Annotated in this window: 21 protein-coding genes and 1 pseudogene; 12 read left to right on the top strand and 10 right to left on the bottom strand. The window is 71.1% G+C overall.

Features of this window, described 5'->3' with window-relative positions:
* Positions 1–26 precede the first annotated feature (26 nt).
* A complete protein-coding gene (locus STVA_RS13595) occupies positions 27–701 on the bottom strand; it encodes an RraA family protein (protein ID WP_123688464.1) in 675 nt (224 codons plus the stop codon).
* Between the two features lie 147 nt (positions 702–848).
* Here STVA_RS13595 and STVA_RS13590 point away from each other — a divergent pair, with 147 nt between their 5' ends.
* Positions 849–1736 (top strand): MurR/RpiR family transcriptional regulator, encoded by an 888-nt coding sequence (locus tag STVA_RS13590; RefSeq protein WP_170216329.1) that lies wholly within the window; start codon positions 849–851, stop codon positions 1734–1736.
* Position 1737: 1 nt separating this feature from the next.
* Here STVA_RS13590 and STVA_RS13585 read toward each other — a convergent pair whose 3' ends face one another.
* The gene (locus STVA_RS13585; protein ID WP_123688462.1) at positions 1738–2874 is read right to left on the bottom strand and encodes an anti-sigma factor antagonist; all 1137 of its coding nucleotides are present in this window, start codon (positions 2872–2874) and stop codon (positions 1738–1740) included.
* A 225-nt stretch (positions 2875–3099) separates the two neighbouring features.
* Here STVA_RS13585 and STVA_RS13580 point away from each other — a divergent pair, with 225 nt between their 5' ends.
* Positions 3100–4209, top strand: a complete 1110-nt coding sequence (locus STVA_RS13580) for an ATP-grasp domain-containing protein (protein ID WP_123688461.1) — start codon at positions 3100–3102, stop codon at positions 4207–4209.
* Between the two features lies 1 nt (position 4210).
* Here STVA_RS13580 and bshB1 read toward each other — a convergent pair whose 3' ends face one another.
* The 3 genes from bshB1 to STVA_RS13565 are packed head-to-tail and all read right to left on the bottom strand — an operon-like array spanning position 4211 to position 7264.
* On the bottom strand, positions 4211–4942 hold the full coding sequence (gene bshB1 / locus STVA_RS13575) for a bacillithiol biosynthesis deacetylase BshB1 (protein ID WP_123688460.1): 732 nt from the start codon (positions 4940–4942) through the stop codon (positions 4211–4213).
* Positions 4943–4952: 10 nt separating this feature from the next.
* Positions 4953–6077, bottom strand: coding sequence for a hypothetical protein (locus STVA_RS13570; protein ID WP_123688459.1), 1125 nt, complete (start codon positions 6075–6077; stop codon positions 4953–4955).
* Positions 6074–7264 (bottom strand): glycosyltransferase, encoded by a 1191-nt coding sequence (locus STVA_RS13565; protein WP_123688458.1) that lies wholly within the window; start codon positions 7262–7264, stop codon positions 6074–6076. Before STVA_RS13565 ends, STVA_RS13570 begins: the two co-directional genes overlap by 4 nt.
* Before the next feature lie 71 nt (positions 7265–7335).
* On the opposite strand from STVA_RS13565, the gene STVA_RS13560 reads away from it, so the two are divergent.
* Both STVA_RS13560 and STVA_RS13555 read left to right on the top strand, forming a co-directional pair.
* Positions 7336–7929: a hypothetical protein gene (locus STVA_RS13560; RefSeq protein ID WP_123688457.1), complete on the top strand. Its 594-nt coding sequence runs from the start codon at positions 7336–7338 to the stop codon at positions 7927–7929.
* A 138-nt stretch (positions 7930–8067) separates the two neighbouring features.
* Positions 8068–9294 carry a lactonase family protein gene (locus tag STVA_RS13555; protein WP_123688456.1) on the top strand — a complete coding sequence of 409 codons (1227 nt, stop codon included), beginning with the start codon at positions 8068–8070 and terminating at the stop codon, positions 9292–9294.
* A gap of 59 nt (positions 9295–9353) precedes the next feature.
* Here the strand turns inward: STVA_RS13555 and STVA_RS13550 are convergent, their stop codons facing one another.
* The gene (locus STVA_RS13550) at positions 9354–9794 is read right to left on the bottom strand and encodes a hypothetical protein (protein WP_123688455.1); all 441 of its coding nucleotides are present in this window, start codon (positions 9792–9794) and stop codon (positions 9354–9356) included.
* Between the two features lie 192 nt (positions 9795–9986).
* Here STVA_RS13550 and STVA_RS13545 point away from each other — a divergent pair, with 192 nt between their 5' ends.
* A complete protein-coding gene (locus tag STVA_RS13545) occupies positions 9987–10559 on the top strand; it encodes a TetR/AcrR family transcriptional regulator (RefSeq protein ID WP_197735867.1) in 573 nt (190 codons plus the stop codon).
* A 7-nt stretch (positions 10560–10566) separates the two neighbouring features.
* Here the strand turns inward: STVA_RS13545 and STVA_RS13540 are convergent, their stop codons facing one another.
* The 3 genes from STVA_RS13540 to STVA_RS13530 form a co-directional block, all read right to left on the bottom strand.
* Positions 10567–11541, bottom strand: coding sequence for an aldo/keto reductase (locus STVA_RS13540; RefSeq protein ID WP_123688453.1), 975 nt, complete (start codon positions 11539–11541; stop codon positions 10567–10569).
* Between the two features lie 66 nt (positions 11542–11607).
* Positions 11608–12615: an acyltransferase family protein gene (locus tag STVA_RS13535; protein ID WP_123688452.1), complete on the bottom strand. Its 1008-nt coding sequence runs from the start codon at positions 12613–12615 to the stop codon at positions 11608–11610.
* Between the two features lie 33 nt (positions 12616–12648).
* Positions 12649–13671 carry a class I SAM-dependent methyltransferase gene (locus tag STVA_RS13530; RefSeq protein WP_123688451.1) on the bottom strand — a complete coding sequence of 341 codons (1023 nt, stop codon included), beginning with the start codon at positions 13669–13671 and terminating at the stop codon, positions 12649–12651.
* A gap of 125 nt (positions 13672–13796) precedes the next feature.
* On the opposite strand from STVA_RS13530, the gene STVA_RS13525 reads away from it, so the two are divergent.
* The 5 genes from STVA_RS13525 to STVA_RS13505 all read left to right on the top strand — a co-directional run bounded on the left by STVA_RS13525 (position 13797) and on the right by STVA_RS13505 (position 18806).
* Positions 13797–14468 carry a glutathione S-transferase family protein gene (locus STVA_RS13525; protein WP_123688450.1) on the top strand — a complete coding sequence of 224 codons (672 nt, stop codon included), beginning with the start codon at positions 13797–13799 and terminating at the stop codon, positions 14466–14468.
* 70 nt (positions 14469–14538) lie between these two features.
* Positions 14539–15498: a glucokinase gene (gene glk / locus STVA_RS13520; RefSeq protein ID WP_197735866.1), complete on the top strand. Its 960-nt coding sequence runs from the start codon at positions 14539–14541 to the stop codon at positions 15496–15498.
* Between the two features lie 6 nt (positions 15499–15504).
* Positions 15505–16857 (top strand): 3-carboxy-cis,cis-muconate cycloisomerase, encoded by a 1353-nt coding sequence (gene pcaB, locus STVA_RS13515; RefSeq protein ID WP_123688449.1) that lies wholly within the window; start codon positions 15505–15507, stop codon positions 16855–16857.
* Between the two features lie 51 nt (positions 16858–16908).
* Entirely contained in the window at positions 16909–17799 is an 891-nt protein-coding gene (locus tag STVA_RS13510; RefSeq protein ID WP_123688822.1) for a phytanoyl-CoA dioxygenase family protein, read from the top strand.
* Between the two features lie 35 nt (positions 17800–17834).
* The gene (locus tag STVA_RS13505) at positions 17835–18806 is read left to right on the top strand and encodes an ABC transporter substrate-binding protein (RefSeq protein ID WP_123688448.1); all 972 of its coding nucleotides are present in this window, start codon (positions 17835–17837) and stop codon (positions 18804–18806) included.
* Positions 18807–18833: 27 nt separating this feature from the next.
* Here the strand turns inward: STVA_RS13505 and STVA_RS13500 are convergent, their stop codons facing one another.
* Positions 18834–19484 carry a DsbA family oxidoreductase gene (locus STVA_RS13500; protein WP_123688447.1) on the bottom strand — a complete coding sequence of 217 codons (651 nt, stop codon included), beginning with the start codon at positions 19482–19484 and terminating at the stop codon, positions 18834–18836.
* A 125-nt stretch (positions 19485–19609) separates the two neighbouring features.
* Between STVA_RS13500 and STVA_RS13495 the strand changes: the two genes are divergently transcribed.
* Together STVA_RS13495 and STVA_RS13490 are read left to right on the top strand one after the other, a co-directional pair.
* Positions 19610–20371: an SDR family NAD(P)-dependent oxidoreductase gene (locus STVA_RS13495; RefSeq protein ID WP_123688446.1), complete on the top strand. Its 762-nt coding sequence runs from the start codon at positions 19610–19612 to the stop codon at positions 20369–20371.
* Positions 20371–21830, top strand: a pseudogene (locus tag STVA_RS13490) (NAD(P)H-hydrate dehydratase). Before STVA_RS13495 ends, STVA_RS13490 begins: the two are co-directional and overlap by 1 nt.
* Positions 21831–21903 lie beyond the last annotated feature (73 nt).

The raw sequence follows: 21903 nt of genomic DNA, 5'->3' as shown, positions 1-21903 counted from the left end.
ATTCAAGCGCGATCGCGCGGACGGACCTAGATGCCGGTCCAGCCCAGTTCCTTCAGCCGCTGGTCGACCCAGGGCTTGCGGACGTTGCCCTTGCGGGTCTCGGCCATCATCTTCTCCTCGGCCGCCTGCTTGGCCGCCGCCGCCTGGTAGATGGCGCCCACGTCGTCGTAGGGCACGCACAGCAGCCCGTCCTCGTCGCCGATGACGAGGTCGCCCGGCTGGATCACCATGCCGTCGATGGCGATCGGCACGTTCACCTCGCCCGGGCCGTCCTTGTAGGGGCCGCGATGGGTCACGCCCGCGGCATAGACCGGCAGGTTGCCGGCGCGGATGGCGGCACTGTCGCGGATCGCCCCGTCGATGACGAAGCCGCCGAGGCCGATCTCCTCGGCATGGGCCAGCATCAGCTCGCCGATGATGGCGTTGGTCAGGTCGCCGCCGGCATCGACGACGATGATGTCGCCGGCCTCGGCCATCTGCAACGCCTTGTGCACCAACAGGTTGTCGCCGGGGCGCGCCTTCACGGTCAGCGCCGGACCGGCCATGAAGCCGCCCGCATGCATCGGCCGCAGGCGTGAGCCGCCGGCCGTCATGCGCGCCATGACATCGCTGACATTGGCCACCGGCAGCTTGCGGAAGTCGCGGACGATGTCCGCGCCGACGGCGCGGGAGCGGGCCAGGACCCTGAAACCGATTGTCATGAGGCACCCTTCTTGCGTGCGCGAGGCCGCGGACATCGTGCTCGGCTTCGCAAGCCGTCAACGATGAGCGCATAATTTCTTGCAAAGAAACTTCACTGCTGCAACAAAATTTTCATGGGCCGGGCGCCCAGGAGGGGAGAGGGGTGGATGGCAGAGGTCATCGAGCGCATCCAGCAGATGACCGGGCGCCTGACGGGCGGCGCCCGGAAAGTGGCCGAGCTGATCGTCGAAAGCCCGCAGGAGGTGGCCTTGTCGACGGCCGCGCGCGTGGCCGAGCGGCTGGGCATCAGCCAGTCAACGGTGGTCCGCTTCGCGACGGCGCTGGGCTATGACGGCTATCCCGCCCTGCGGCGGGAGCTGCAGGATCTCATCCGCCGCAACCTGGAGCCGGCGCAGCGGCTGAACGACTTCGCCACCGGCGCGCACGGGCAGCGGCCGCTGCATCGGTCGTTCCAGTCCGACGCCGACAATCTGGCGGTCACCGAGCAGGGCGTCGTGGCGCGGGACTTCGATGCCGCGGTGTCGCTGATCTCGGCCGCGCGCACCGTCTACATCTTCGGGCTGCGCAGCTCGTTCGGCATCGCCCACACGCTCTCCTACCTGCTGCACCAGACGTTGGGCACGGCAAGGCTGCTGGATGCCGGGCGTGGCGAACTGCCCGACCAGTTGATGGAGATCGGGCCGCGCGACGTGCTGATCGCGATCTCGTTCCCGCGCTACACCCGCCAGGTGATCGAGACGATGGACCTGGCGGCGGCGCGCAAGGCGCGGCTGATCGCCATCACCGACGGCCCGCTGTCGCCGCTGGCCGCCCGGGCGGAGGTGGTGCTGAAGGCCAGTTGCGGCGGCAGCGGCTTTGCCAATTCCAACGTGGCCGCCGTGGCGCTGGTGAACGCGCTGGTGGCCGAGGTCGCCGTCCGCAACAAGCCGCGCGCGGTCAAGGTCCTGGCCCAGCTTGAATGGACGCTGCGGCAGGGCGAGGTGCTGGAGTTCGGGCCGGACAATGCCCCGGACGCCGGCGACCCCGCCCGCTAGATCAGCGCATCTGGGGCAGCAGCAGGTCCTTGATCGTCGTGGCAAGCTGTTCGCGCAGCTTGGGCAGGAAAGTGACGGTGTAGATGAGCCGGAGCGACGCCAGGAAGGCCTTGTTGCGCAGGAAATACTGGTAGTCCGCGTCCGGCTTGTCGGCGAAGTAGTGCTTCAGGAAATGCTCCAGCAGCCGGGCGCCGTCGGCCGACGGGATTTTGGTCGCCAGTTCGGAGATGCCCGTCTCCGGGTAGCCGTAGATGGTGGCCAGCAGCCCCATGTCGAACATGTAGTGGCCGCGCGACAGGTCGCCCATGTCGATGATCACGGGCTCGCCGCCGCGGATCATGATGTTGCTCGTGTGCAGGTCGAAATGGACCAGCGTGTCGGCGTCCGGGATCTCTTCCAGCTTGGCCTGCAGGAAGGCGATCTCCTCGGTCGACAGGAAGAAGTCCATCTGGTCGATGTAGCCGCGGAAGTTCTTCTTGATGTCCGGGAACACATCCCGGTCGGCAGGGGTGGCGTGCACCGTGCGGGTGATCTCGGCCAGCGTCTGGGCATGGTGCTCGAGGTTTTCCAGGTCGTTGCGAATGACGGCGCTGAACAGCGTGGCGTCCAGCATCTCGTAGACGACGCCCGAGCGGCTGCCGCAGGCGACCACGTCGTAGGAGATGGCGGTCGGGATGCCGAGCAGGAAGGCCGCCTTGGCGAACTCCTTCTCCTTCTCGGCGATGTGGAGCTCGACGCCTTCGTTGTAGAGCTTGACGATGGTCTCTTGGTCGAGGCGATAGCACTCGCCGCAGACGCCGGCCGACAGGAACTCGCGGCCGTCGAGCGAGATCTCCCGCGCCTTGCGCCGGGTCGGGATGATCGTGGAGAAGCCGGTCATGTCCAGCACGTCCTGGACCTCGCGCGACACGTTGGTCAGCAGCATCGTGCCGCCGGCCGTACTCAGCCGCTTCTGCGCGCGCAGCAGTTCCCGCAGCCCAGCGCTGGAGATGTATGGGCAGGCGTCGAAGTCGAGGACGAGATGCCGGACGCCGTCCAGCCCCAGCTCGCGCTCCAGCAGGGGCACGGTGGTGATGTCGAGCCGGCCGGCCAATGCCAGGGTCAGCGTGTCGTTCGTGCGGCGAGCGTCGATTTGCATTGCCCTGGAGTCTCCGTTGGGTGACCGAGGCCGGATCGGCCGCGGGCAGGCGTCGTCCCTGTCGCGTTATGGCTCGAGCGGGGGCGGCATCGCCCCGGGCCGGAATTTGCGCCGGGATGGTTCCAGGATCGCGGTGCGCGACACAAGCGCTATTTCCCCGACTGCGCGGCAGGGCGACCTGCTAGAGAAGGCGGGTACAAACGTCCGCCCGAGAATCCGCTCGCGATGACCTGGTCATTCGATCCACCGGAGCTGATCGACCGGGCCCGGGACCTGCTCGCCCGCTGGGCCGACCTGCGGCAAGCCGACGATACCGCCAACCGCGCCTGGTGCCGGGCGCCAGGGCGCATCCTGGCCGTCCGCCACCCCTTTCGCCAGGCTGGGTTCCACGATCAGTTCCTGTTCTGGCTCGCGCGGCACTTTCCCGACCTGCGACGCCGCTTCGAGCTGGCGCTGCTGCCATGCGCCGGGGTCGACCTGGCCCAGGTCGCCGTCGTCGTGCCCTGGCTGCAGGACCCGGTGGAGGCCTGGTCGCCAGTGGCGCTCGACGCCGCCTGCCAACTTGTGGAGGCGGCGGCCGCGCGCGGCATCCCGGTGGTGAACCATCCGGCGCGGCTGGCCAATGGCGGCAAGCGCGCGGCAGCGGAGCGGCTGGCGGCCATCGGCATCCGCACGCCGCGCACGCTGGCGGTCGATACGGCCTCGGCCGACGCGGTGCGGCAAGCGCTGCCGGGCCAGATTCTGATCCGCGAGGATTGGGGCCATGGCGTGCCATCGCTGCGCCTTGGACCCGGCGAGCCGATCACGCCCACCGCACTCGCCCGCTTCCGCCGGCCGATCGCGGTCGAGTTCGTCGACACCAGGGGCCCCGACGGGCTCTATTGCAAATATCGCTGTTTCGTCGCCGGCGACCATCATGTCGCCGTCCACCGCCTGGCCGCGCCGGACTGGGAGGTGCGCGGCGGCAACAAGCGCTCGACGCCGGACCTGTTGGCGGCGGAGGCGGCCCACGTCGCTGGTCCCGATCGCCATGCCGACCTGTTCGCCCGCGCCCGCGTCGCCATGGAACTGGATGTGGTCGCCTTCGATTATGGCTACCTGCCGGCGGGTGGGATCGTGGTGTGGGAGGCCAACCCCTTTCCCTTCATCCAGTTCGGCCCGCGCGTTGCCGAACTCGCCTATCGCGACCAGCCGGTCCACCGCCAGTTCGCGGCCATGGCCGGCCTCTATCTCGAACGCGCCGGCCTGCCCGTGCCGGAGCCGATCGAGATGCTGCGGCGCTACGACCGCGGTGCTGCCGGCCGGCTAGCATTGCGGCCGAACCTGCCCGGCTGATTCAGGCGAAGTTCCGGTAGGCGCGCGGACCGGCCGGCGGCAGCAGCAGGTCGATGCCGCTAAGGCCGACCGGCCCGCTCATGGCGAAGCCTTCGCCGTGGGCCACCCCGATCATCGCGCCGTGGCACACCGCGCGTGCCTCAACGAAGCGCAGGAAGCTGCCGTCGCTGAGCGCGGTGGGCGAACCGGTGCCGGATTCGAACTGGCTGGCATGGGCCAGCAGGGCTGCCATCCGTTCCTCCCACACGGTGCTGACGTCGATGACGATCGCGGGCTGGAAGGGGTGGTGGCCGCAATAGTGCAGCAGGCGGTTGACGGCGTGCGGCGCCCCCGCGCCATGGCCTTTCAGCCGGGCGAGGAAGGCTGCGCGCTCGACCAGCCGGGCGGCCGCGGCATGGTCGGGATGGCGGTCCTGGGGATAGGGCAGCAGCAGAATGCGCGGGCGCGCCTGCCGCAGCAGCGCGATCACGGGTTCCACCTGCTCGGGTGTGTCGCCAATGCGGCCGTCGGGCAGGTCGAGGCAGCAGCGCCAGGCGACACCCAGCCGGCGCGCGGCCTCGGCCGCTTCCTCCCGGCGCAGCGCGGGCGTGCCGCGGGTCGCTGCTTCGCCGGCCGAAAGGTCGGCGAGGCCGACCCGCAGGCCCTGGCGCACCGCTAGGATCAAGGTGCCGCCACAAGCCAGTTCGACGTCGTCGGGATGGGTGGAGATGGCCAGGATGTCGACCGGGGTCATGGGTGCCACACTACCCCGTCAGCCAGCTTTGCAGCAGCCCGTCCGGCCCCGAAGGGGGCTCGGCCAGGGTCGTCGGCACCAGCATCGGGATCGGCCGGATGCCCAGCGCCGTCCGCATCGCGGTGGCCAGGACCAGCCCGTAGAGCGCCGAGCTGCGCCCGGCGACCATGCCGCTGAAGCGGTCGTTCAGCAGGACCGGCAGGGTCACGTCCGGGCTCCAGCGGCCGGCGGCCAGCAGGGCGCCCAGGTCGCACCCGGTGGCACCCAGGGGAAAGGCGTAGGCGCGGCCGGCCCGGCTGCGGCCGGCCGCCACCACATCCCGGCCGCTCCGTTGCCGCCGCAGCCGCATGCGCTCGCCATCGACCGGGCAGGAATAGAAGAGGGGCAGCCAGTCGGCCGCCAGGGCGCCGACCGCCGGGTCGATGCCGGCGGCGGTCAGGTCGTGCACCGCCCGGTTGAACGCGGCGACGAATCCCTCCAGCCCCGCCAGCATCGTCGCCAGGGCCTGCGTCAACTGCCCAGACTCGGCCAGGGTGGACACCATGACCGGCCTCGGCGCCTGGCCAAGCCGCGCCGCCAGCAGGAACTGGCTGAGCGAGGTTGCGTACTCGGCCAGGGTCAGCGCGCGCGCGGGCGCCAGCAGCGGCCGCAGTCGTGCCATCCGGGAAGTAGCGGCTGCCCGGTCGCCCGGGATCTGCCGCAGGTAGGCGGCCAGCCGGTCGGCCACCCGATCGAGCTGGGCTGGGTCGAGGCCGAGGTGGCGGAACTCCAGCGGCTCGGTGCCGGGCGGCGTCACCTTCAGCATATGGCGGCGGCCGTCCGGCCCATCCCAGGCGATGCGCGTCGCCACCTTGCTGGATGCGGCCCGGTCGGTGTCGATGAGGACGAACGCCGTATCGACCACCTCCGGCTGGCGCCGCCGCAGGTCTTCCAGCGTGGAGAGCTTGGCCAGGACCGACCGCCGGATATCGGGGCCGGGCTGCTGGTGGGTGTGGATCGGGCGCCGGTCGCTGCCGGGGAGGACAGCCGGTGGTGCCAGGGCATCCAGGAATGCGGCCGGGTCGGTGAATACCCCGCCTGCCGCCAGCCTGGCGCGGCCATCGGCTTCCCCCAGTAGTGCACGCAGGTCCTTCACCCGGCGACTGCCGGGGTCCGCGCCAGTGCCAGCGCATAGAGCCGGTCGTAGCCCGCGATGGCGCGCTCCTCGGAAAACGTTGCCGCGCGGCGGCGGGCGCGGTCGGCCATGCGGCGGCGGTGGATCGGCGCCAGCAGCAGCGCCACCGCCCGGGCGGTGGCGTCCGCATGGCGGCCGGGATGGAAGAGGCGACCGCCGACCCCGTCGCCGACGACCGCCGGCAGGCCACCGACGCGCGGGGCGACGACCGGCACGCCAGCCGCCATCGCCTCCAGCGCCGCCAGGCCGAAGCTCTCGGCCCGGCTGGCGAGCAGCATCAGGTCGGCCGCCCTCAGCAGCGCCGCCACGTCGCGGCGGAAGCCGGACAGGGAGACATCGCCGGCGCGGGCGCGCAGCAACTGCCGCATGCCGCGGCGATCCGGGCCGTCGCCGACCAGAACCAGCCGGCAGCGGACCTGCCGGCGGATCGCCAGGAAGATGCGGGCGACGGCGCGGGTGTCCTTGACCGGGCGGAAGCTGGACACATGGATGATCGTCGGTACCAGCCGCCGGACCGGCGGTCGCGGCCGGGCTGCCGGGGCCGCCGGCAGGAAGTTGGGCACGACGGCGGGTTCCGGCATGCCGGTGGCGGCTGCCAGCATCCGGGCGTAGGGCAGGGAAACGGTCGAGACCGCGGCGGCGGCGGCCAGCGGCCTGCCTAGGCCGGGGTTGCGGGCGATGGCCGTCACGTCGCTGCCATGCAGGGTCGCCACCAGGGCCGGTGCGTCGGCGCCGAGCCACCCCTGCACCCGCGCGGCAACCGCCGCGAACGGCAGGGCATAGTGATAGTGCAGGATGTCGATGGCGGTGCGCCGGCACAGCCGGGCGACCGCGCGGGCCATCCCGTCCAATGCCGCTTCGTCCCACCCGGTGTCGAGGCGGCCTGTGCCGCCCCCTCCGCCCCGCCCGATCACGATGTGGTCCAGCCCGGCCGGCACCGGCCAGAGCGGACGGCCCAGCGTCGCCAGGACGACGCGCCGGCCGCGCCGGTCGAGCGCGGCCGCCAGGTTCATCGCCGCATGCGTGCTGCCGCCCCCGCCGCCATGGCAGAGGATGGCGATGGCCGGCGGCGTTCCGCATGTCGGCATCGCGTCGGACAAGGCTGGTGCGATCTCCTGGTGGACGATGACCTTGGCCGAAGGGACCATCCGGGATGCCGGGCGGTCAAGTGCATGGTCGGGGGTTGGCCTGCCGGGCGAACCGGCCGAGTATCCCGCCCATGAATCGACCAGACGCCGCCCGCCGCCGTTTTGCCGGCGCCCCGTTCGTTGCCCTGTTCCTGGCGCTGCCGCTGGCGGCCTGCCTCGACCCGGCTACGACCCTGAACGATATCGGGCGCGTTCGCGCCACCTTCTATCGGCACGAACTGCCCGTGGCCAATGCCGGCGTCAGCATGCCGGGCGACCGCCTGGTGCCGCAGGGGCAGGCCGGCGGGTGCAAGCCAGCAGCCAGTGCCGGCCTGTTCGACCCTTGCCGGCCGGACCCGGACCAGCAGGAACTGGACTCGGCCGGCATGCCCAAGCCGCCGCTGGGCCCCTGGGCCGACCGCACGCGGTCGAATGCCGGGCAGGCGCGGGCGCGCAAGCAGGCCGCGGCCCCGGTGCCCGGCCGCAAGCCGACGGCCGCGGTCAAGGCGCCCGCTCGGCCGCCAAAGGCGGGACCTGTCAAGACCACGCCGGCGAAGGCCGCACCCGTCAAGATCAAGCCGGCGAAGGCGGCGCCCGCCAAGGTCGCACCGGTGAAGGCGGCAACCCGCAAGCCCGTGCCCGCGAAGCCGGCCCAGCGACCGAGGCCAGTCGCCCGCCCGCGTTAGGGCGACGCCGCCAGCCTGGGCCAACTTCCCCTATTCCGGGTATCGCGCGCGGCCTATCCTGCGCGCACCGACAAGTGCCGCCCGGGATCGGGGCACCCCTTCGCGGGAGAACAACGGCGCAGTCGGGGAGGGGATGCCATGACGATTCGAGGGCGCCGCGTTGCGGCCCTGGGTGCGTTGCTCGCGGCCCTGCCGGGCCTTGCCGCCGCACAGACGATCATATCGGCGAACGAAACCAAGATGACGCTCGACAACGGGGTCGCCAAGGTAGTGGCGAACCCGGCGGGCGACAGCATCACGGTGATGCGCTTCACGAAGGGCGGGCTGGAGGTGAAGGCCCAGGTCTCCGTCCCGGCCTCGCTGGTCGGCCCGCCCAACAGCGTCGCCGTCAGCCGCAGCGAGAAGCTGGCGCTCGTCACCGCGGCCATGAAGATCGACCCGGCCGACCCGACCAAGCAGATCCCGGACAACCGCGTCTCGGTGATCGACCTGACCCAGAACCCGCCCAAGGTCGTGCAGACGGTCGAGGCCGGCGCGGGCGCGGCCGGGGTCTCCTTCACCCCGGACGATCGCATGGCCCTGGTGGCCGACCGTTCGGCCGGCACCATCTCGGTCTTCAAGGTCGAGGGAATGACGCTGACCAAGGTCGACACGGTGACGATCGGCAAGCCCGAAATCGGCGTCAGCCATGTCGCGGTCACGCCGAACGGGAAGCACGCGCTGGTCACCCGCGATGGCGACACCGACAACCGCATCTCTGTCCTGAAGATCGAGGGCGGCAAGGTCGAGTACACCAAGCGGGACTTCAATGCGGGCCTGCGGCCCTACGGCCTGGCGATCAGCCCGCTGGGCGACGTCGCCGTCGTCGCCAATATCGGCCGCGGGGCGGGCGACACCGACACGGTCAGCCTGATCGACCTGGGGCAGGAGCCCTTCCGCGTCGCCGACACGGTCAGCGTCGGGCAGACGCCGGAAGGGATCGCCATCTCGCCCAACGGCAAGCTGGCGGCGGCCGTCGTCATCAACGGCTCGAACAAGGCGAAGAACTCGCCGTTCTATGCAGCAGCCGGCAAGGTCGTGCTCCTGCGCATCCAGGATCGCCGGATGACGCGGATCGCCGAGGCGCCGATCGGCACTTGGTCCCAGGGTGCGGCCTTCTCGGCCGACGGCCGCACGCTGGCGGTGGGCAACGTTATGGAAAAGAACATCCAGGTGTTTCGCATCGAGCGGAACAAACTGGTCGACACCGGCCAGCCGATCGCGCTGCCGGGCGGCTCCGGGGCCCTGCGCGGGCCGGATTTCCCGGCGGTCGATGCGCCGATCGCCGCCAAGCGCAAGGCGAAGGCGACGACCGCGCGCGGGTAGTTCGCGTTTCGCAGGGGGCGCCCGTCCCATGCCCAGGCTTGGGAGGGGCGCCCACCGGCCTACTTCGTCGTCACCGTCACCAGCGCGGTGACGGGCTTGCCGTCGACCAGAATGGGTCGGTGATGGTCGTCGGCGAGCAGGACGCCGATCACATGGCTGCCGGCGGCACTCGGGCAATGGCCGAAGCGCGCCTTGATGAGGTCGCCGCCAAAGTCGCTGTTCATGCTGTTGTAGGGCCGGCCCGGGATGTTGCAGCTATCCCCGGCGGGATCGATCTTCATGTGGACGTGGCCGCAGCGCCGGTCGTCGCCGCATTTGCCAGCCGGGCGCAGCGCGAAGTTGCTCTTCACCACCACCCCGACGGCCTTCTCTGCATCGCTGCCCAGCGCGATGACGGCGCCCGCGTGCGGCCAGGTGATCTCGAGCATGGGGCGGTCCTGTGCATGCGCCGTCGTGAACGATATCGCCAGGAATGCGAGGGTGAGGTGTGAACGGGCCATGCTGGTCTCCCAAGGAATATAATCGACGATTAGATTAAAGCGGCATGGCGGGTGGGGATGCAAGCAGAATTAATCACTGATTAGATAGGCGCTCGTGATACTGGTCGGCGCATGAGCGACCGACCGTCCAAGACCAAGGCGGGGCCTGCGAGGCCCTACCATCACGGCAATCTCGTCGAGACGCTGATTGCCGTGACCGTCGAGATCATCGAGGAGCGGGGTGTCGAGCATGTCTCGGTGCGCGAGGCCGCCAAGCGGGCGGGCGTGTCGCCCGGCGCGCCGTTCCAGCATTTCCGCTCGAAGACTGCGCTGCTGACCGCCGTCGCCGAACAGGCGATGGGGCGGCTGACCCTGGCGGTGGCCCGAGCCCAGTCGGACGCCGACCCGGACGACCCGGTGGCGATGTTCGAGGCGATCGGCCGGGGCTATCTCGGTTGGGCGGTCGCCAATCCGACCCACTTCGCGATCATCAGTTCCCGCACCCTCATCGACTTCGCGTCGTCGGACAGCCTGCGCGGGCAGAACGAAGCGATCCGGCGCCGGATGGTCGAACTGCTGACCCAGGCCCGCGACCGCGGGCGGCTTGCCGAAGGCGTCGATCTCGACCGTCTGGTGCTGGCCGCGCGCGCGCTGGTCTACGGTTTGGCGCGGATGGCGATCGACGGCCACTTCCCCGAGTGGCATCCGTCGGAGCCGCCGCAGGTCGCCATGCAGCGAGCGCTCGGTCTATTCATCGGGCAGATGACCGTCCCCGCCGGCCGCTGACCGCGGGTCAACGCTGCCCGCCGGCCAGCCGGGCGAGTTCACCCGCCGATGGCGCGCCGCGTTCGATGGCGGCGAGCGCCAGCTCGAATTGCTCGAAACTTGCCATGCCCACCAGGATCGTGCCGATGGCAGCCTGCGACAGGGGATAGCGGGTCGCCAGATCCGTCAGTCCGGCGGTCGTCCCGCCTGCCTGGGGCAGCAGGGCCTGGGCACGGTCGAGGTCGCCCGCGTAGGTGTCGCTGGAGCCGATCGGTGCCGGGGCGGGACTGGCGATCGGGTGGCGCTCGGCCGATCCGGAGAGCGCGCCGCCGGCCAGCACGCGGATGGCGACGACGCCGGCTCCGGCCGTCGCGGCATCGCCCAGCAGTCCGTCATAGTCCTGGCCGGGCCAGCCGGCAGGCAGGCGGTCGGCGGCCGACGGGTTCAGCAGGTTGAACACCACCTGGGCGGCTTCGACCTTGCTCGACGCCAGCACGGCCTTCAGCGCTGCCGTGTCGCCGACCGCCGTGATGCCGACGAAACCGACCTTGCCGGCATCGCGCAGCCGCTCGACGGCCGGCACGAACTCTTCCAGCAGGCGGGCGACCGACAGGCTGCCGGGGCTGCCGTCCATGGTGACCGGGTTGTGGAAATAGAGGATATCCACCCGCTCGCGGCCGAGGCGGGCAAGGCTGCCCTCGAGCGACCCGACGACGGCGCCGCCGACATCCGAGAAGTCGTCGCCCAGCAGCCGGACCTTGGTGCCGATCACGGCTTCGGCCGGCTTCAGCCGGGCCAGGACGCGGCCCAGATTGCGTTCCGACTGCCCGTCGCCATACTGCACGGCCGTGTCGAAATAGTTGATGCCGGCATCGAGTGCCCGGGCGACGGCGCGCTCCTGCTCGGCCGCGTCGGCGCGCACCATCAGGCCGCCGACGGCGCCGCAACCGAAGCCCAGGGCCGACAGGCGCAGGCCTGTCCGGCCGAAATCCCGCATCTCCATGGTGCCGTCTCCCGTTCGATGTTCGGCCCAGCATGACAGGCCGGCCGCCGCCGGAGTAGCCCGCCGCTACCGCTCGCGGAAAGCGCTGCGGACGATGCGGGTGGATGCCGCCGTCAGGTGCCGCTCGACCGCCAGATACCAGGCCACCGCCACCACGACGGTCGCCGCCGTGATGACCGGGTAGAGGATATCAGGATGGGCATGGACGGTCGGCCACCATACCTGGGTCGCCAGCGTCAGTACCGGCACATGGCAGAGATAGAGGGCGTAGGAGCTGTCGCCCAGCAGCACCAGCGTGCGACCGCAGGTGACGCCGCGATGCTCCAGCGCCACGGCAAGTGCCACGGTGGCGACCGCGAACGGGGCCACGCACAGCACCCGGCCCAGCACGTCCAGCCGCCCCAGCAGCCCGTAGCGCTGGCCGACATAGACGCCGACTGCGGCCAGCAGCGCGGTCGCGATGGCAGCGGGCCATGCCGGCGGCGGGCCGAAGCGGCCGATGGCGGCAGCCAGCAGGGCGCCGGCGGCGAATTCCGCGATGAAGGGGTTGAGCCACCAGCGGCTGGGCCAGACCAGGCTCGCCACGGCCCAGGCCGCCAGCAGGACCAGCCCGACCCGGCGCGGCAGCAGCATGGCGACCGCGAAGGCGAAATAGAACATCAGCTCGAACATCAGGGTCCAGCTGACGATCATGACCAGTTGGCCGCGGATGAAGATGGTGAGCGCGATCGAGCGCACGGCGCTGTGGCCGGAATAGTCGATGCCGACGACGAAGCGTCCGACCAGATAGGCGACGACCAGCCAGGGCCAGTAGCCCAGATAGATGCGGGCCGAGCGCCGCAGCATGAACGAGGTGGCCGCCGCCGGACCGGCGCGGCCGGCCGTCGTGATCTGCACGACATAGCCGGAGATGACGAAGAAGAGGTCGACGCCGGTCATCCCATAGGCGACCAGCGGGGCGAACAGCGGCGCTAGGCCCTGGCTCTTGTCGAGCGCGAAGTAGAGCGTGCCAGCGTGATACCCCACGACGGCAAAGGCCGCCAGGAAGCGCAGGGCCTGGATGTTGCGGATCACGCGCGGGGGCTCCGCGGGCGTGCCTGGCGCCGCCTAGGAGCGTCCGAGGATCTTGCCCGCCAGCCTTTGCAGCAATGGGCGAGGCGATTCTACCGCCGGTGTTGGCGCGGCTGGCGCTGCAGCCGCTGGCTGCCTTTGCAGTTCGGGCGACAAGCCGACCGACACCCGCGGGCCGCGGGCCGGGCGCGGCGGGCCCAGCATCTCGGTCTCGCCCTGGTAGATCGCCGGACGGCGCTTGGGGTGCAGCGGCCCGCGTGGGGCGTCGATCGGCCATTTGCGGCAGACGAAGACATCCTGGAAGTTGCCCAGGCCTTTCTCCATCAGGCCGATCGTGGTCAGCGACGGATCCGCCTCGATCGCCTGCTGCACCCAGGCGACGCTGGACAGCGACACGCCGTAGCCGGGGGATTCCGCATAGTCGTGATAGCCGAAGCCGGTCGCGCGGAAGCCGTCCTCGATCACCTGCCACGGCTCCGGCGCGATGAAGGGCATGATAGTGCGATGGAAGGTCAGGCACCAGCGGCCATGCGTGGTGAAGACCAGCAGCCCATCCTCGGCCAGGTGGCGCGACATCTTGGCGAGGAAGCGGCGGAACGGCCCGGCATCGAGATGCGTCAGCAGCGAGCCGCAATAGATGAGGTCGAAGGTGGCGTCGCCCAGCTCGATGCGGTCCGGGTCGGGGTCGCCATAGACCGGCAGTGCGCCGAAGGTGCGGGCGCAGAAATCGACGCCGTCGCGGTCGATGTCGCAGGCGGTGATCTCGGCCTCGGGAAAGGCCGCGCGCAGGCCGCGCAGGACCCGGCCATGGCCGCAGGGCAGGTCGAGGATGCGGCGGATCTCGGGCTGTTCGCCCAGCAGCATCGCCTTGGCGACGACGCGCAGTGCCTCTTCCGTGACCCAGAAGTACTGCGCGCACCAGTCGGTCTCGGGCAGGGTGGCGCTGTCGAGCGCATCCTGCGGCAGGACCATCTGGTCGTTGGGCGAGACCTCCTCGATCATCCGCCGGCGATAGGTGCGCAGCAGGTCCAGCGGCGTCGCCGCGCCAAGCTCGATCATTCCCCGTCGCCCACCCGGTTTCCCTGCCCAGGGCAAGACCTAGCGCCTGGGCCGACCGGCGTCCAGAGAAGGCGCCGCCTTCGCCCTTGCCTTGGATCCCGTCCGCAGTCGAACCTGCGGGCGCCATGACCGCCCCCGTCCTCTTCGGCGCCATCTACAGCGTCTACACCCGCATCGCCCGCCTGGCCCTGGCCGAGAAGGGTGTCGCCCATCGCTTCGAGCCGGTCGACATCTTCGACCCGCCCTCGGTACCGGCCGAATATCGTGGCCTGCACCCGTTCGACCGCATCCCGGCCCTGCGGCACGGCGCGCTCGACCTGTTCGAGACGGCGGCAATCGCGCGCTACGTCGACGAGGGCTTCGCCGGGCCGCCGTTGCAGCCGGCCGCCCCCGGCGCGCGGGCGCGCATGGCGCAGATCGTGGGGTTGCTCGACGCCTATGCCTATCGCACGCTGGTGTGGGACGTGTTCGTGGAGCGGGTGCGCAAGCCCGTGCGCGGCGAGCCGGTGGACGAAGGACGCATCGCGGCGGCCTTGCCGCAGGCGGCGCGCTGCTGCCGGGTGCTGGAAGGGTTCCTTGGCGGTGGCGACTGGCTGGCAGGCGAAGGACTGGGGCCGACGCTGGCCGACCTGCACGCCGCGCCGATGTTCGCCTGCTTCCGCATGGCGCCGGAAGGGGCGTCCATGCTGGCCGCGCATGCCGCGCTCGACCGCTGGTATCGCCGGATGGCGGCCCGGCCGTCGATGCTGGCGACGCCCTCGCCGATGATCGAGGGCGCATCGCATGCCGGCGCGTAAGGAGCCGTATGCACGCCCTGTGCGTTGACCATGTCCGCCAGCCCGGCACAGCGGAGGAGTTGCCCGAAAATTGATCCGTTCCCGCATTCCCAGACCGACCCTGCTGGCCGACATCGGCGGCACGAACGCCCGTTTTGCGATCCTCGACGAGGACACGATCCGCCAGTTGGCCCCGGTCGCGACCGCCGATCACCCGACGCTGGAGGCCGCCATGGAGGTGGCGCTCGCCGGCTGGACCGGCGCGCGGCCGACCAAGGCGCTGCTGGCCGTGGCCGGCCCGGTGGACGGCGACCGAATGCAGCTGACCAACGCCCCGTGGGAAGTGAACGGCCTGCGGCTGCGGCGCACGTTCGACATGTCCGACGTGCGGCTGGTCAACGATTTCGCGGCCGTCGCCTGGTCCATGCCGGGGCTGGATGCGGGTGATCTGCGGCCGCTGGCGCCGGGCGAGGCCGATCCCGAGGCGCCGATCGTGACGCTCGGTCCCGGCACCGGCCTGGGCGTGGCCGCCTTCCTGCCGGGCCGCCCGGCTCGGGTCGTGGCAGGGGAGGGGGGGCATGGCACGCTGCCCGCGGCTGACCCTGAGGAGGAGGCGGTGATCGCCCGCCTGCGCGCCAGATTCGGCCATGTCTCGGCGGAGCGCGCATTGTCCGGCCCGGGCTTGGCCAACCTCCGTCGGGCGATTTCGGAATGTCGCGGGGTGAGTGTGCCGGACGAGCCGCCGCAGGCGATCACACGGGCGGCTCTGGACGGAAGCTGCGCCGTCGCGCGGGCGGCGCTGGAGATGTTCTGTGCGATGCTGGGCGGCGTGGCGGGCAACCTGGCGCTGACCTTCCGGTCCGCGGGTGGTGTCCGCATCGCGGGCGGCATCGCCCCGCGCATCGCCGACTTCCTGGCGGCCAGCCGGTTCCATGAGCGCTTCGTCGCCAAGGGGCGCTTTCGCCCATGGCTGGAGACGGTGCCGGTCGCCATAGTGACCCATCCGGCGGCGGCCCTGGTGGGCCTGGCCCGGCTCGCCGACGAGGACTGACCCGCCATGCCCGCCTCGATCATCGACTCCAGCATCCTCGGCAACCTCTTCTCGACCGAGGCGATGCGGGCGATCTTCTCCGATGAAACGCGGACCGCGAAGTATCTGGAGGTCGAGGCGGCCTTGGCGCGGGTCCAGGGCCGGCTGGGGCTGATCCCGGCGGCGGCGGCGGCCGAGATCGAGCGCAATTGCCGTATCGACCGGATCGACCTGGAACGGCTGCGCCAGCAGACCGAGCGCGCCGGCTCACCCGTCATCGGGCTGGTGCAGCAACTCGTCGAGTTGTGCGTCGACGGGCAGGGCGAATACTGCCACTGGGGGGCCACCACCCAGGACATCACTGATACCGCCACCGTGCTGCAACTGCGCGAGGCGCTGGACCTGGTGGAGGGCGACCTGCGCGGCCTCTCGGCATCGCTGGCGGACCTGGCTCGCCGCCATCGCGACACGCCGGTGATCGGCCGCAGCAACCTGCAGCAGGCCGTGCCGGTCACCTTCGGCTACAAGATGGCGGGGCTGCTGAGCGCGGTCGAGCGCCACCGCCGCAGGCTCGACGAGCTGCGGCCGCGACTGCTGGTGGGGCAGTTTGCGGGCGCGGCCGGGACGCTGGCCTCGTTGCCGGAAGGCGGGCTGGAGACGCAGCGGCTGCTGATGGTGGAGCTTGGCCTGGGCCAGCCCGACATCGCCTGGCACACGCAGCGCGACGCGATCGCCGAGGTCGGCTGCTTCCTGGGGCTGGTGGGCGGCACGCTGGGCAAGTTCGCGACCGACGTGAAGCTGATGATGCAGACCGAGGTGGCCGAGGTCTACGAGCCTTTCGCCCACGGCCGCGGCTCCAGCAGCACCATGCCGCAGAAGCGCAACCCGGTATCCTGCATCTACATCCACGCCGCCGTTGCCGCCGCCCGGCCTCAGGTCACGGCACTGCTGGAAGCGGTGGTGGCCGAGCATGAGCGGTCGGCCGGCCCCTGGCAGATCGAATGGGCGGCCCTGCCGCAGATCTGCTGCCTGATGGCGGGTGCGCTCGCCCATGCCCGGTTCCTGGCCGCGGGGCTGGAGGTGGATGTGCCCCGGATGCGCGCCAATCTCGACCTGACGCACGGCTTGGTGGTGTCCGAGGCGGTGATGATGGGGCTGGCCCCCCATCTCGGCCGCGAGCGTGCCCACCACCTGGTCTACGACCTCTGCCGCACGGCGATCGCGGGTGGTCGGCCGCTGGTCGAGCTGCTGGCCGAGACGCCCGAGGTCGCCGACCACCTGGACCGGCCCGCCCTCGACCGCCTCTGCGATCCCGCCAACTATCTGGGCCTGGCCGGGGCGATGGTCGACCGGGTGCTGGCCCGGCTCGCCGATTGTTGACCACCGTCGGCCGGTGGCGCCAACATGGGCATAGCCCTGGAGGTCCCGTCGATGCTGTCCGCCGCCGATGTCGAGTTCTATCGCGAGAATGGCTATGTCGTCGCCCCGGACGTGCTGGACGGTGCCACGCTCAGCCGCATCCGCCAGGTCGTCGCCGAGATCTGCGAGGGCGCCCGCGGGCTGGAGACGCACGACAAGGTATTTGATCTTGAGCCGTCGCACCGGCCGGACGCGCCGCGGGTGCGCCGGATCAAGGTGCCGCACAGCAACTTCCCCTTCTTCCGGGAACTGGCGGGCTACGGGCCGATGGTGGCCATCCTGCAGCAGTTGCTGGGCCCGGACGTTCGCCTGCACGGGTCCAAGATCAACATGAAGGCCCCCGGCTACGGCTCGCCCGTGGAATGGCATCAGGACTGGGCCTTCTATCCCCATACCAACGACGACGTGCTGGCCGTGGGCGTGCTGCTCGACGATGCCGACCGGGACAACGGGGCGATGATGGTGGTGCCGGGCTCCCACCGCGGGCCGACCTGGAACCATCACGACGAGACCGGGCATTTTTGCGGCGCCATGGACCCGGCCCAGTGCCCGGGGCTGGACCTGTCAACGGCGGCCCTGATGCCGGCCCGGGCCGGCTCCATGACCTTTCACCATGTGCGTGCCGTCCATGGTTCGGCCCAGAACTTCTCCAGCCGGCCGCGCACGCTGCTGCTCTACGAGTTCGCCGCGGCCGACGCGTTCCCGCTGAAGGGCATATCGAACTTCGCGGAGTATGAATCCTGCATGGTCGCTGGCAGTTCCAGCATCGAGCCGCGGGTGGTGCCGGCACCGATCCGCATGCCGTTTCCGCCGCCGCGTTTCCAGGGCTCGATCTATGAAAGCCAGACGGCGATAGCCAAGCGCTATTTCGAGATGCGGCAGGAGCCGGCGCCCGCGGGCTAGCCCCCGGACGCTGGGCAGGAAAGAGGGTGGCACGGATGGCGCGACGTGGGTGGAGGCTGGCGCGCGTGCTGGCGGGCATCGTCCTGGCCGCGGTCCTGGCCGTGACCGTGGAATCGACCGAAGCCGCGGCCCAGGAATCCCGCGACCCCATCCGCATCGCCGTCCATGACTGGACCGGCCAGCAACTGACCGCGCGGCTGGCCGGCGGCATCCTGGAGCGCAGCGGCTATCGCGTGCGCTACGTCGTCACGGACTACATGGCGGGGCTGGACTCAATGGCGGCCGGCCGCATCGACCTCGTGACCGAGCAGTGGGAGACCACCGCCCAGCCGGCGATGCGCCGGGGCGAGGCGACCGGCAAGGTGGAGCGGCTGGGACCGCTGGGGCCGATCGCGATCGAGGACTGGTGGTATCCGCTCTACATGAAGGAGCGCTGCCCCGGCCTGCCCGACTGGCGCGCGCTGCTGAAATGCGGCCAGGCCTTCGCCACGCCCGACACGGCGCCGCTCGGCCGCTATCTCGGCCTGCCGGCCTTGTGGGAAGGCAACGACGCGGAGCGGATCGAGGCGCTCGGCCTGCCCTTCGTCGTGGTCGACGCCGCCAACGAGGAGGCGATGTATGCCGACCTCAAGGACGCCTATGAGCGCAAGGCGCCGTTGATGGTCTGGGTCTACAGCCCGCACTGGGTGAACGCCCGCTTCCAGGGCGAATGGGTGCAGTTCCCGAAATACGAGCCGGCCTGCTACAGCGACCCGAAATGGGGCGTCAATCCGGACAAGGCCTATGACTGCGGCAAGCCGTCCGGCAACATCTGGAAGTACGCGGCGATCGACATGGCGCGGAAATGGCCCAAGGCCCACCGCATCATGACGCGCTTCCGCATCGACGGGCCGGAGCTCGAGCGCCTGGTCGCCCTGGTCGACATCGAGAAGCGACCCCTGCTCGAGGTGGCCGGCGAGTGGCTGGCCGCGCACGAGGCCGAATGGAAGGCCTGGGAGGCCCCCTGACAGGTCAGGGAGGCCCGGCGACGAAGGCTACTGTGCGGCCGACGAGGTGAGCGCCCCGGCGCGGGCGGCGGCGAAGATCGGCGCGAACACCTCCGGCTCCTGGGCACCCGAGACGGCGTACTGGCCATCGAAGATGAAGCAGGGGACGCCGTTGATGCCGATGCGCCGGGCGGAGCGGTCCTCGGCCACGATGTCGGCATCCCCGCCGGGGCGCGCCAGCATGGCGCGGGCCTCGTCGGGATCGAGCCCGGCCGCAGCCGCGATGGCGGTCAGTTCGCTCGCCTGGCCGATGTCGCGGCCCTCCTGGAAATAGGCGCGGAACAGCCCCTCCAGCACGGGATCGACGTCGCCCTGCTCGGTCGCCCAGCGGATCAGCCGGTGGGCCGCCACGGTGCTGGGCGTCCGCGGGATGCGGTCGATGGCCAGTTCCAGGCCCTCGGCCTCGGCCGCGCGCAGGACGTTGTCATAGACCCGGCGCGCCTGGGCCGGTCCGCCGAACTTCATGGCCATGTAGGTCTGCCGGTCCATGCCTTCGGCCGGCATGTCGGGGTTCAGCATGAAGGCGCGCCACCGGAGCGTGACGGAGACATCGCTCTCGGCCGCCAGCGCCCGGGCCAGCCGGCGCTTGCCGATGAAGCACCAAGGGCAGATTACGTCGGAGAATACGTCGATATGCATGGCCGAACCTCGTCGCGTGCCGTTCGCGAATCTATCACGGAAATCCACGGGTTCCATCGGCGGGCTTGACCCGACCGGGGCCCGCCCGGGACAAATGGCACCCGCACTGGAGGAGCCCGCGCTCGATGGAGATTTCGCTCACCGACAAGATAGCCCTGGTGACGGGCGCGTCGAGTGGCCTCGGCCGGCATTTTGCCCGCACCCTGGCCGCTTCCGGCGCGCGCGTGGCGGTCGCGGCCCGTCGCACGGACCGGCTGCAGGACCTGGCGCGGGAGATCGCGGCGGCCGGCGGCCAGGCCCTGCCGGTGGCGCTCGACGTGACCGACCCTGCATCGATCGACGCTGCAATCGCCCGCGTCGCGGCGGAATTGGGGCCGATTGACATCCTGGTCAACAACTCCGGGGTCGCCACCGCCAAGCCCGCGCTGGAGACGACCGCCGAGGACTGGGACGGGGTGATGGACACCAACCTGCGCGGCGCCTTTCTGGTGGCGCAGGCGGTGGCCCGACACCTGGTGGCGGCCAAACGGCCGGGGGCGATCGTCAACATCGCCTCGGTCACCGCCATGCGCACGATGGGACAGCTCTCCGCCTATGCTGCGTCCAAGGCTGGGCTCGACCACCTGACGCGCGTGTTGGCGCTGGAATGGGCGCGGCATGGCATCCGCGTGAACGCGATCGCGCCCGGCTACATCGAGACCGAGATCAACAGCGCCTTCTTTGCCAGCCCCGCCGGCGAGGCGGTGATCAAGCGCATCCCCCAGCGGCGGCTGGGGCAGCCATCGGACCTGGACGGGGCGCTGATGCTGCTGGCATCGGATGCCGGCCGCTACATGACGGGCGCCACCATCATCGTCGATGGCGGTCACGTCGTCTCGCCGCTGTGATGCCGGGACAAGCGAAGGTGGCGGCCGAGGCGCTGCTGACGGTGGCCGAGATGGCGCGCGCCGACAGCGCCGCCATTGCCGCCGGAACGCCCGGCATCGCCCTGATGGAAGCGGCGGGACGTGCCGCGGCGGTGGCGATCGCCCGGCGGTGGCGGCCATGCCCGGTGACGGTCCTGTGCGGTCCCGGCAACAATGGCGGTGACGGCTACGTCATCGCCCGCTGGCTGGAGCGGGCCGGCTGGCCCGTGTCGGTGGCATCGCTGATCGACCGCTCGCACCTCGCCGGCGACGCCGCGCACCATGCGGCGGCATGGACAGGCGAGATCGGCCGCATGGGGCCGGCATCGGTCGCCGGGGCGGGGCTCGTGGTGGATGCGATCTTCGGTGCCGGCCTGTCGCGGCCGGTCGCCGGGATTGCCGCCGCCACGCTGGAGGCTGCGGCTGCCGCCGGCATCCCGATCGTGGCCGTCGACGTGCCGTCCGGGGTCGACGGGGACAATGGGCGTCTGCGCGGGCAGGTGTCGGCCGCGGCCCTGACCGTCACCTTCTTCCGGCGCAAGCCGGGCCACCTTTTGGAGCCGGGGCGATCCATGTGCGGCCAGGTGGTGGTGGCCGACATCGGCATTCCGGCCGCCGTGCTGGACGGCATCGGCCCCAGCGCCTGGGCCAACGGGCCCGGCCTGTGGGGGTCGGCCCGGCGGCGGCGCGGGCCGGGGGACCACAAGTATCGCTTCGGCCACGCCGTCGTGGTCGGCGGCGGCCGGCTGACCGGTGCCGCGCGGCTGGCTGGCCATGCGGCGGCGCGGGCCGGGGCGGGTCTCGTCACGGTGGCCGCGCCCGATGCCGCGCTCGCTTCCTATGCCGCGCAGCCGGCCGCCCTGCTGCTGGCGGCCGAGGCGGAGATCCCGGCGCTGCTGGCCGACCCGCGCCGCAACGCCTGGCTGCTGGGGCCGGGGGTGGGGCAGGGGCGGCACTGCGCGACCAGGTGCTGGCGGTGCTGGCCGCCGGCCGCGGCGTCGTCCTGGATGCCGACGCCCTGACCGTCTTCGCCGGCCGACCGGCCGACCTGTTCCGCGCGATTTCCGGCCCGGCGATCCTGACGCCGCATGAGGGGGAGTTCGCCCGCCTGTTCCCGGCCCAGGGTGAGCGGCTGACGCGGGCGCGCGGCGCCGCCGCCACGAGCGGCGCGGTCGTCGTGCTGAAGGGCACGGATACCATCGTCGCGGCCCCGGACGGGCGCGTCGCCATCAACGAGAACGCCCCGCCCTGGCTGGCGACAGCCGGCACCGGCGACGTTCTGGCCGGGCTGTCGGTCGGCCTGCTGGCCCAGGGCATGCCGGCGTTCGAGGCGGCAGCCATGGCCGTCTGGCTTCATGGCGCGGCCGCGACGGCGTGCGGGGAGGGGCTGATCGCCGACGACCTGCCGGCCGCCATTCCGGCCATCCTGGCGGCCCTCTAGGCATCTTTCCGAGCGGAGGGATTGCCCCGGCCCTGGATTCGCATATAAATAACCGACCAGTCAGTTATTTCAT

The organism is Stella humosa (assembly GCF_006738645.1).
In the GTDB taxonomy this organism is placed as follows: domain Bacteria; phylum Pseudomonadota; class Alphaproteobacteria; order ATCC43930; family Allostellaceae; genus Allostella; species Allostella humosa.
Note: the sequence above shows the minus strand (reverse complement) of the source record. Positions and strands in the feature narration are given on the sequence as shown.

Bases quoted from the DNA above. Each gene is read 5' to 3' on its own strand.
- STVA_RS13595 (WP_123688464.1), bottom strand. From the start codon at position 701: ATGACAATCGGTTTCAGGGTCCTGGCCCGCTCCCGCGCCGTCGGCGCG.
- STVA_RS13590 (WP_170216329.1), top strand. From the start codon at position 849: ATGGCAGAGGTCATCGAGCGCATCCAGCAGATGACCGGGCGCCTGACG.
- STVA_RS13585 (WP_123688462.1), bottom strand. From the start codon at position 2,874: ATGCAAATCGACGCTCGCCGCACGAACGACACGCTGACCCTGGCATTG.
- STVA_RS13580 (WP_123688461.1), top strand. From the start codon at position 3,100: ATGACCTGGTCATTCGATCCACCGGAGCTGATCGACCGGGCCCGGGAC.
- bshB1 (WP_123688460.1), bottom strand. From the start codon at position 4,942: ATGACCCCGGTCGACATCCTGGCCATCTCCACCCATCCCGACGACGTC.
- STVA_RS13565 (WP_123688458.1), bottom strand. From the start codon at position 7,264: ATGGTCCCTTCGGCCAAGGTCATCGTCCACCAGGAGATCGCACCAGCC.
- STVA_RS13560 (WP_123688457.1), top strand. From the start codon at position 7,336: ATGAATCGACCAGACGCCGCCCGCCGCCGTTTTGCCGGCGCCCCGTTC.
- STVA_RS13555 (WP_123688456.1), top strand. From the start codon at position 8,068: ATGACGATTCGAGGGCGCCGCGTTGCGGCCCTGGGTGCGTTGCTCGCG.
- STVA_RS13550 (WP_123688455.1), bottom strand. From the start codon at position 9,794: ATGGCCCGTTCACACCTCACCCTCGCATTCCTGGCGATATCGTTCACG.
- STVA_RS13540 (WP_123688453.1), bottom strand. From the start codon at position 11,541: ATGGAGATGCGGGATTTCGGCCGGACAGGCCTGCGCCTGTCGGCCCTG.
- STVA_RS13530 (WP_123688451.1), bottom strand. From the start codon at position 13,671: ATGATCGAGCTTGGCGCGGCGACGCCGCTGGACCTGCTGCGCACCTAT.
- STVA_RS13525 (WP_123688450.1), top strand. From the start codon at position 13,797: ATGACCGCCCCCGTCCTCTTCGGCGCCATCTACAGCGTCTACACCCGC.
- pcaB (WP_123688449.1), top strand. From the start codon at position 15,505: ATGCCCGCCTCGATCATCGACTCCAGCATCCTCGGCAACCTCTTCTCG.
- STVA_RS13510 (WP_123688822.1), top strand. From the start codon at position 16,909: ATGCTGTCCGCCGCCGATGTCGAGTTCTATCGCGAGAATGGCTATGTC.
- STVA_RS13505 (WP_123688448.1), top strand. From the start codon at position 17,835: ATGGCGCGACGTGGGTGGAGGCTGGCGCGCGTGCTGGCGGGCATCGTC.
- STVA_RS13500 (WP_123688447.1), bottom strand. From the start codon at position 19,484: ATGCATATCGACGTATTCTCCGACGTAATCTGCCCTTGGTGCTTCATC.
- STVA_RS13495 (WP_123688446.1), top strand. From the start codon at position 19,610: ATGGAGATTTCGCTCACCGACAAGATAGCCCTGGTGACGGGCGCGTCG.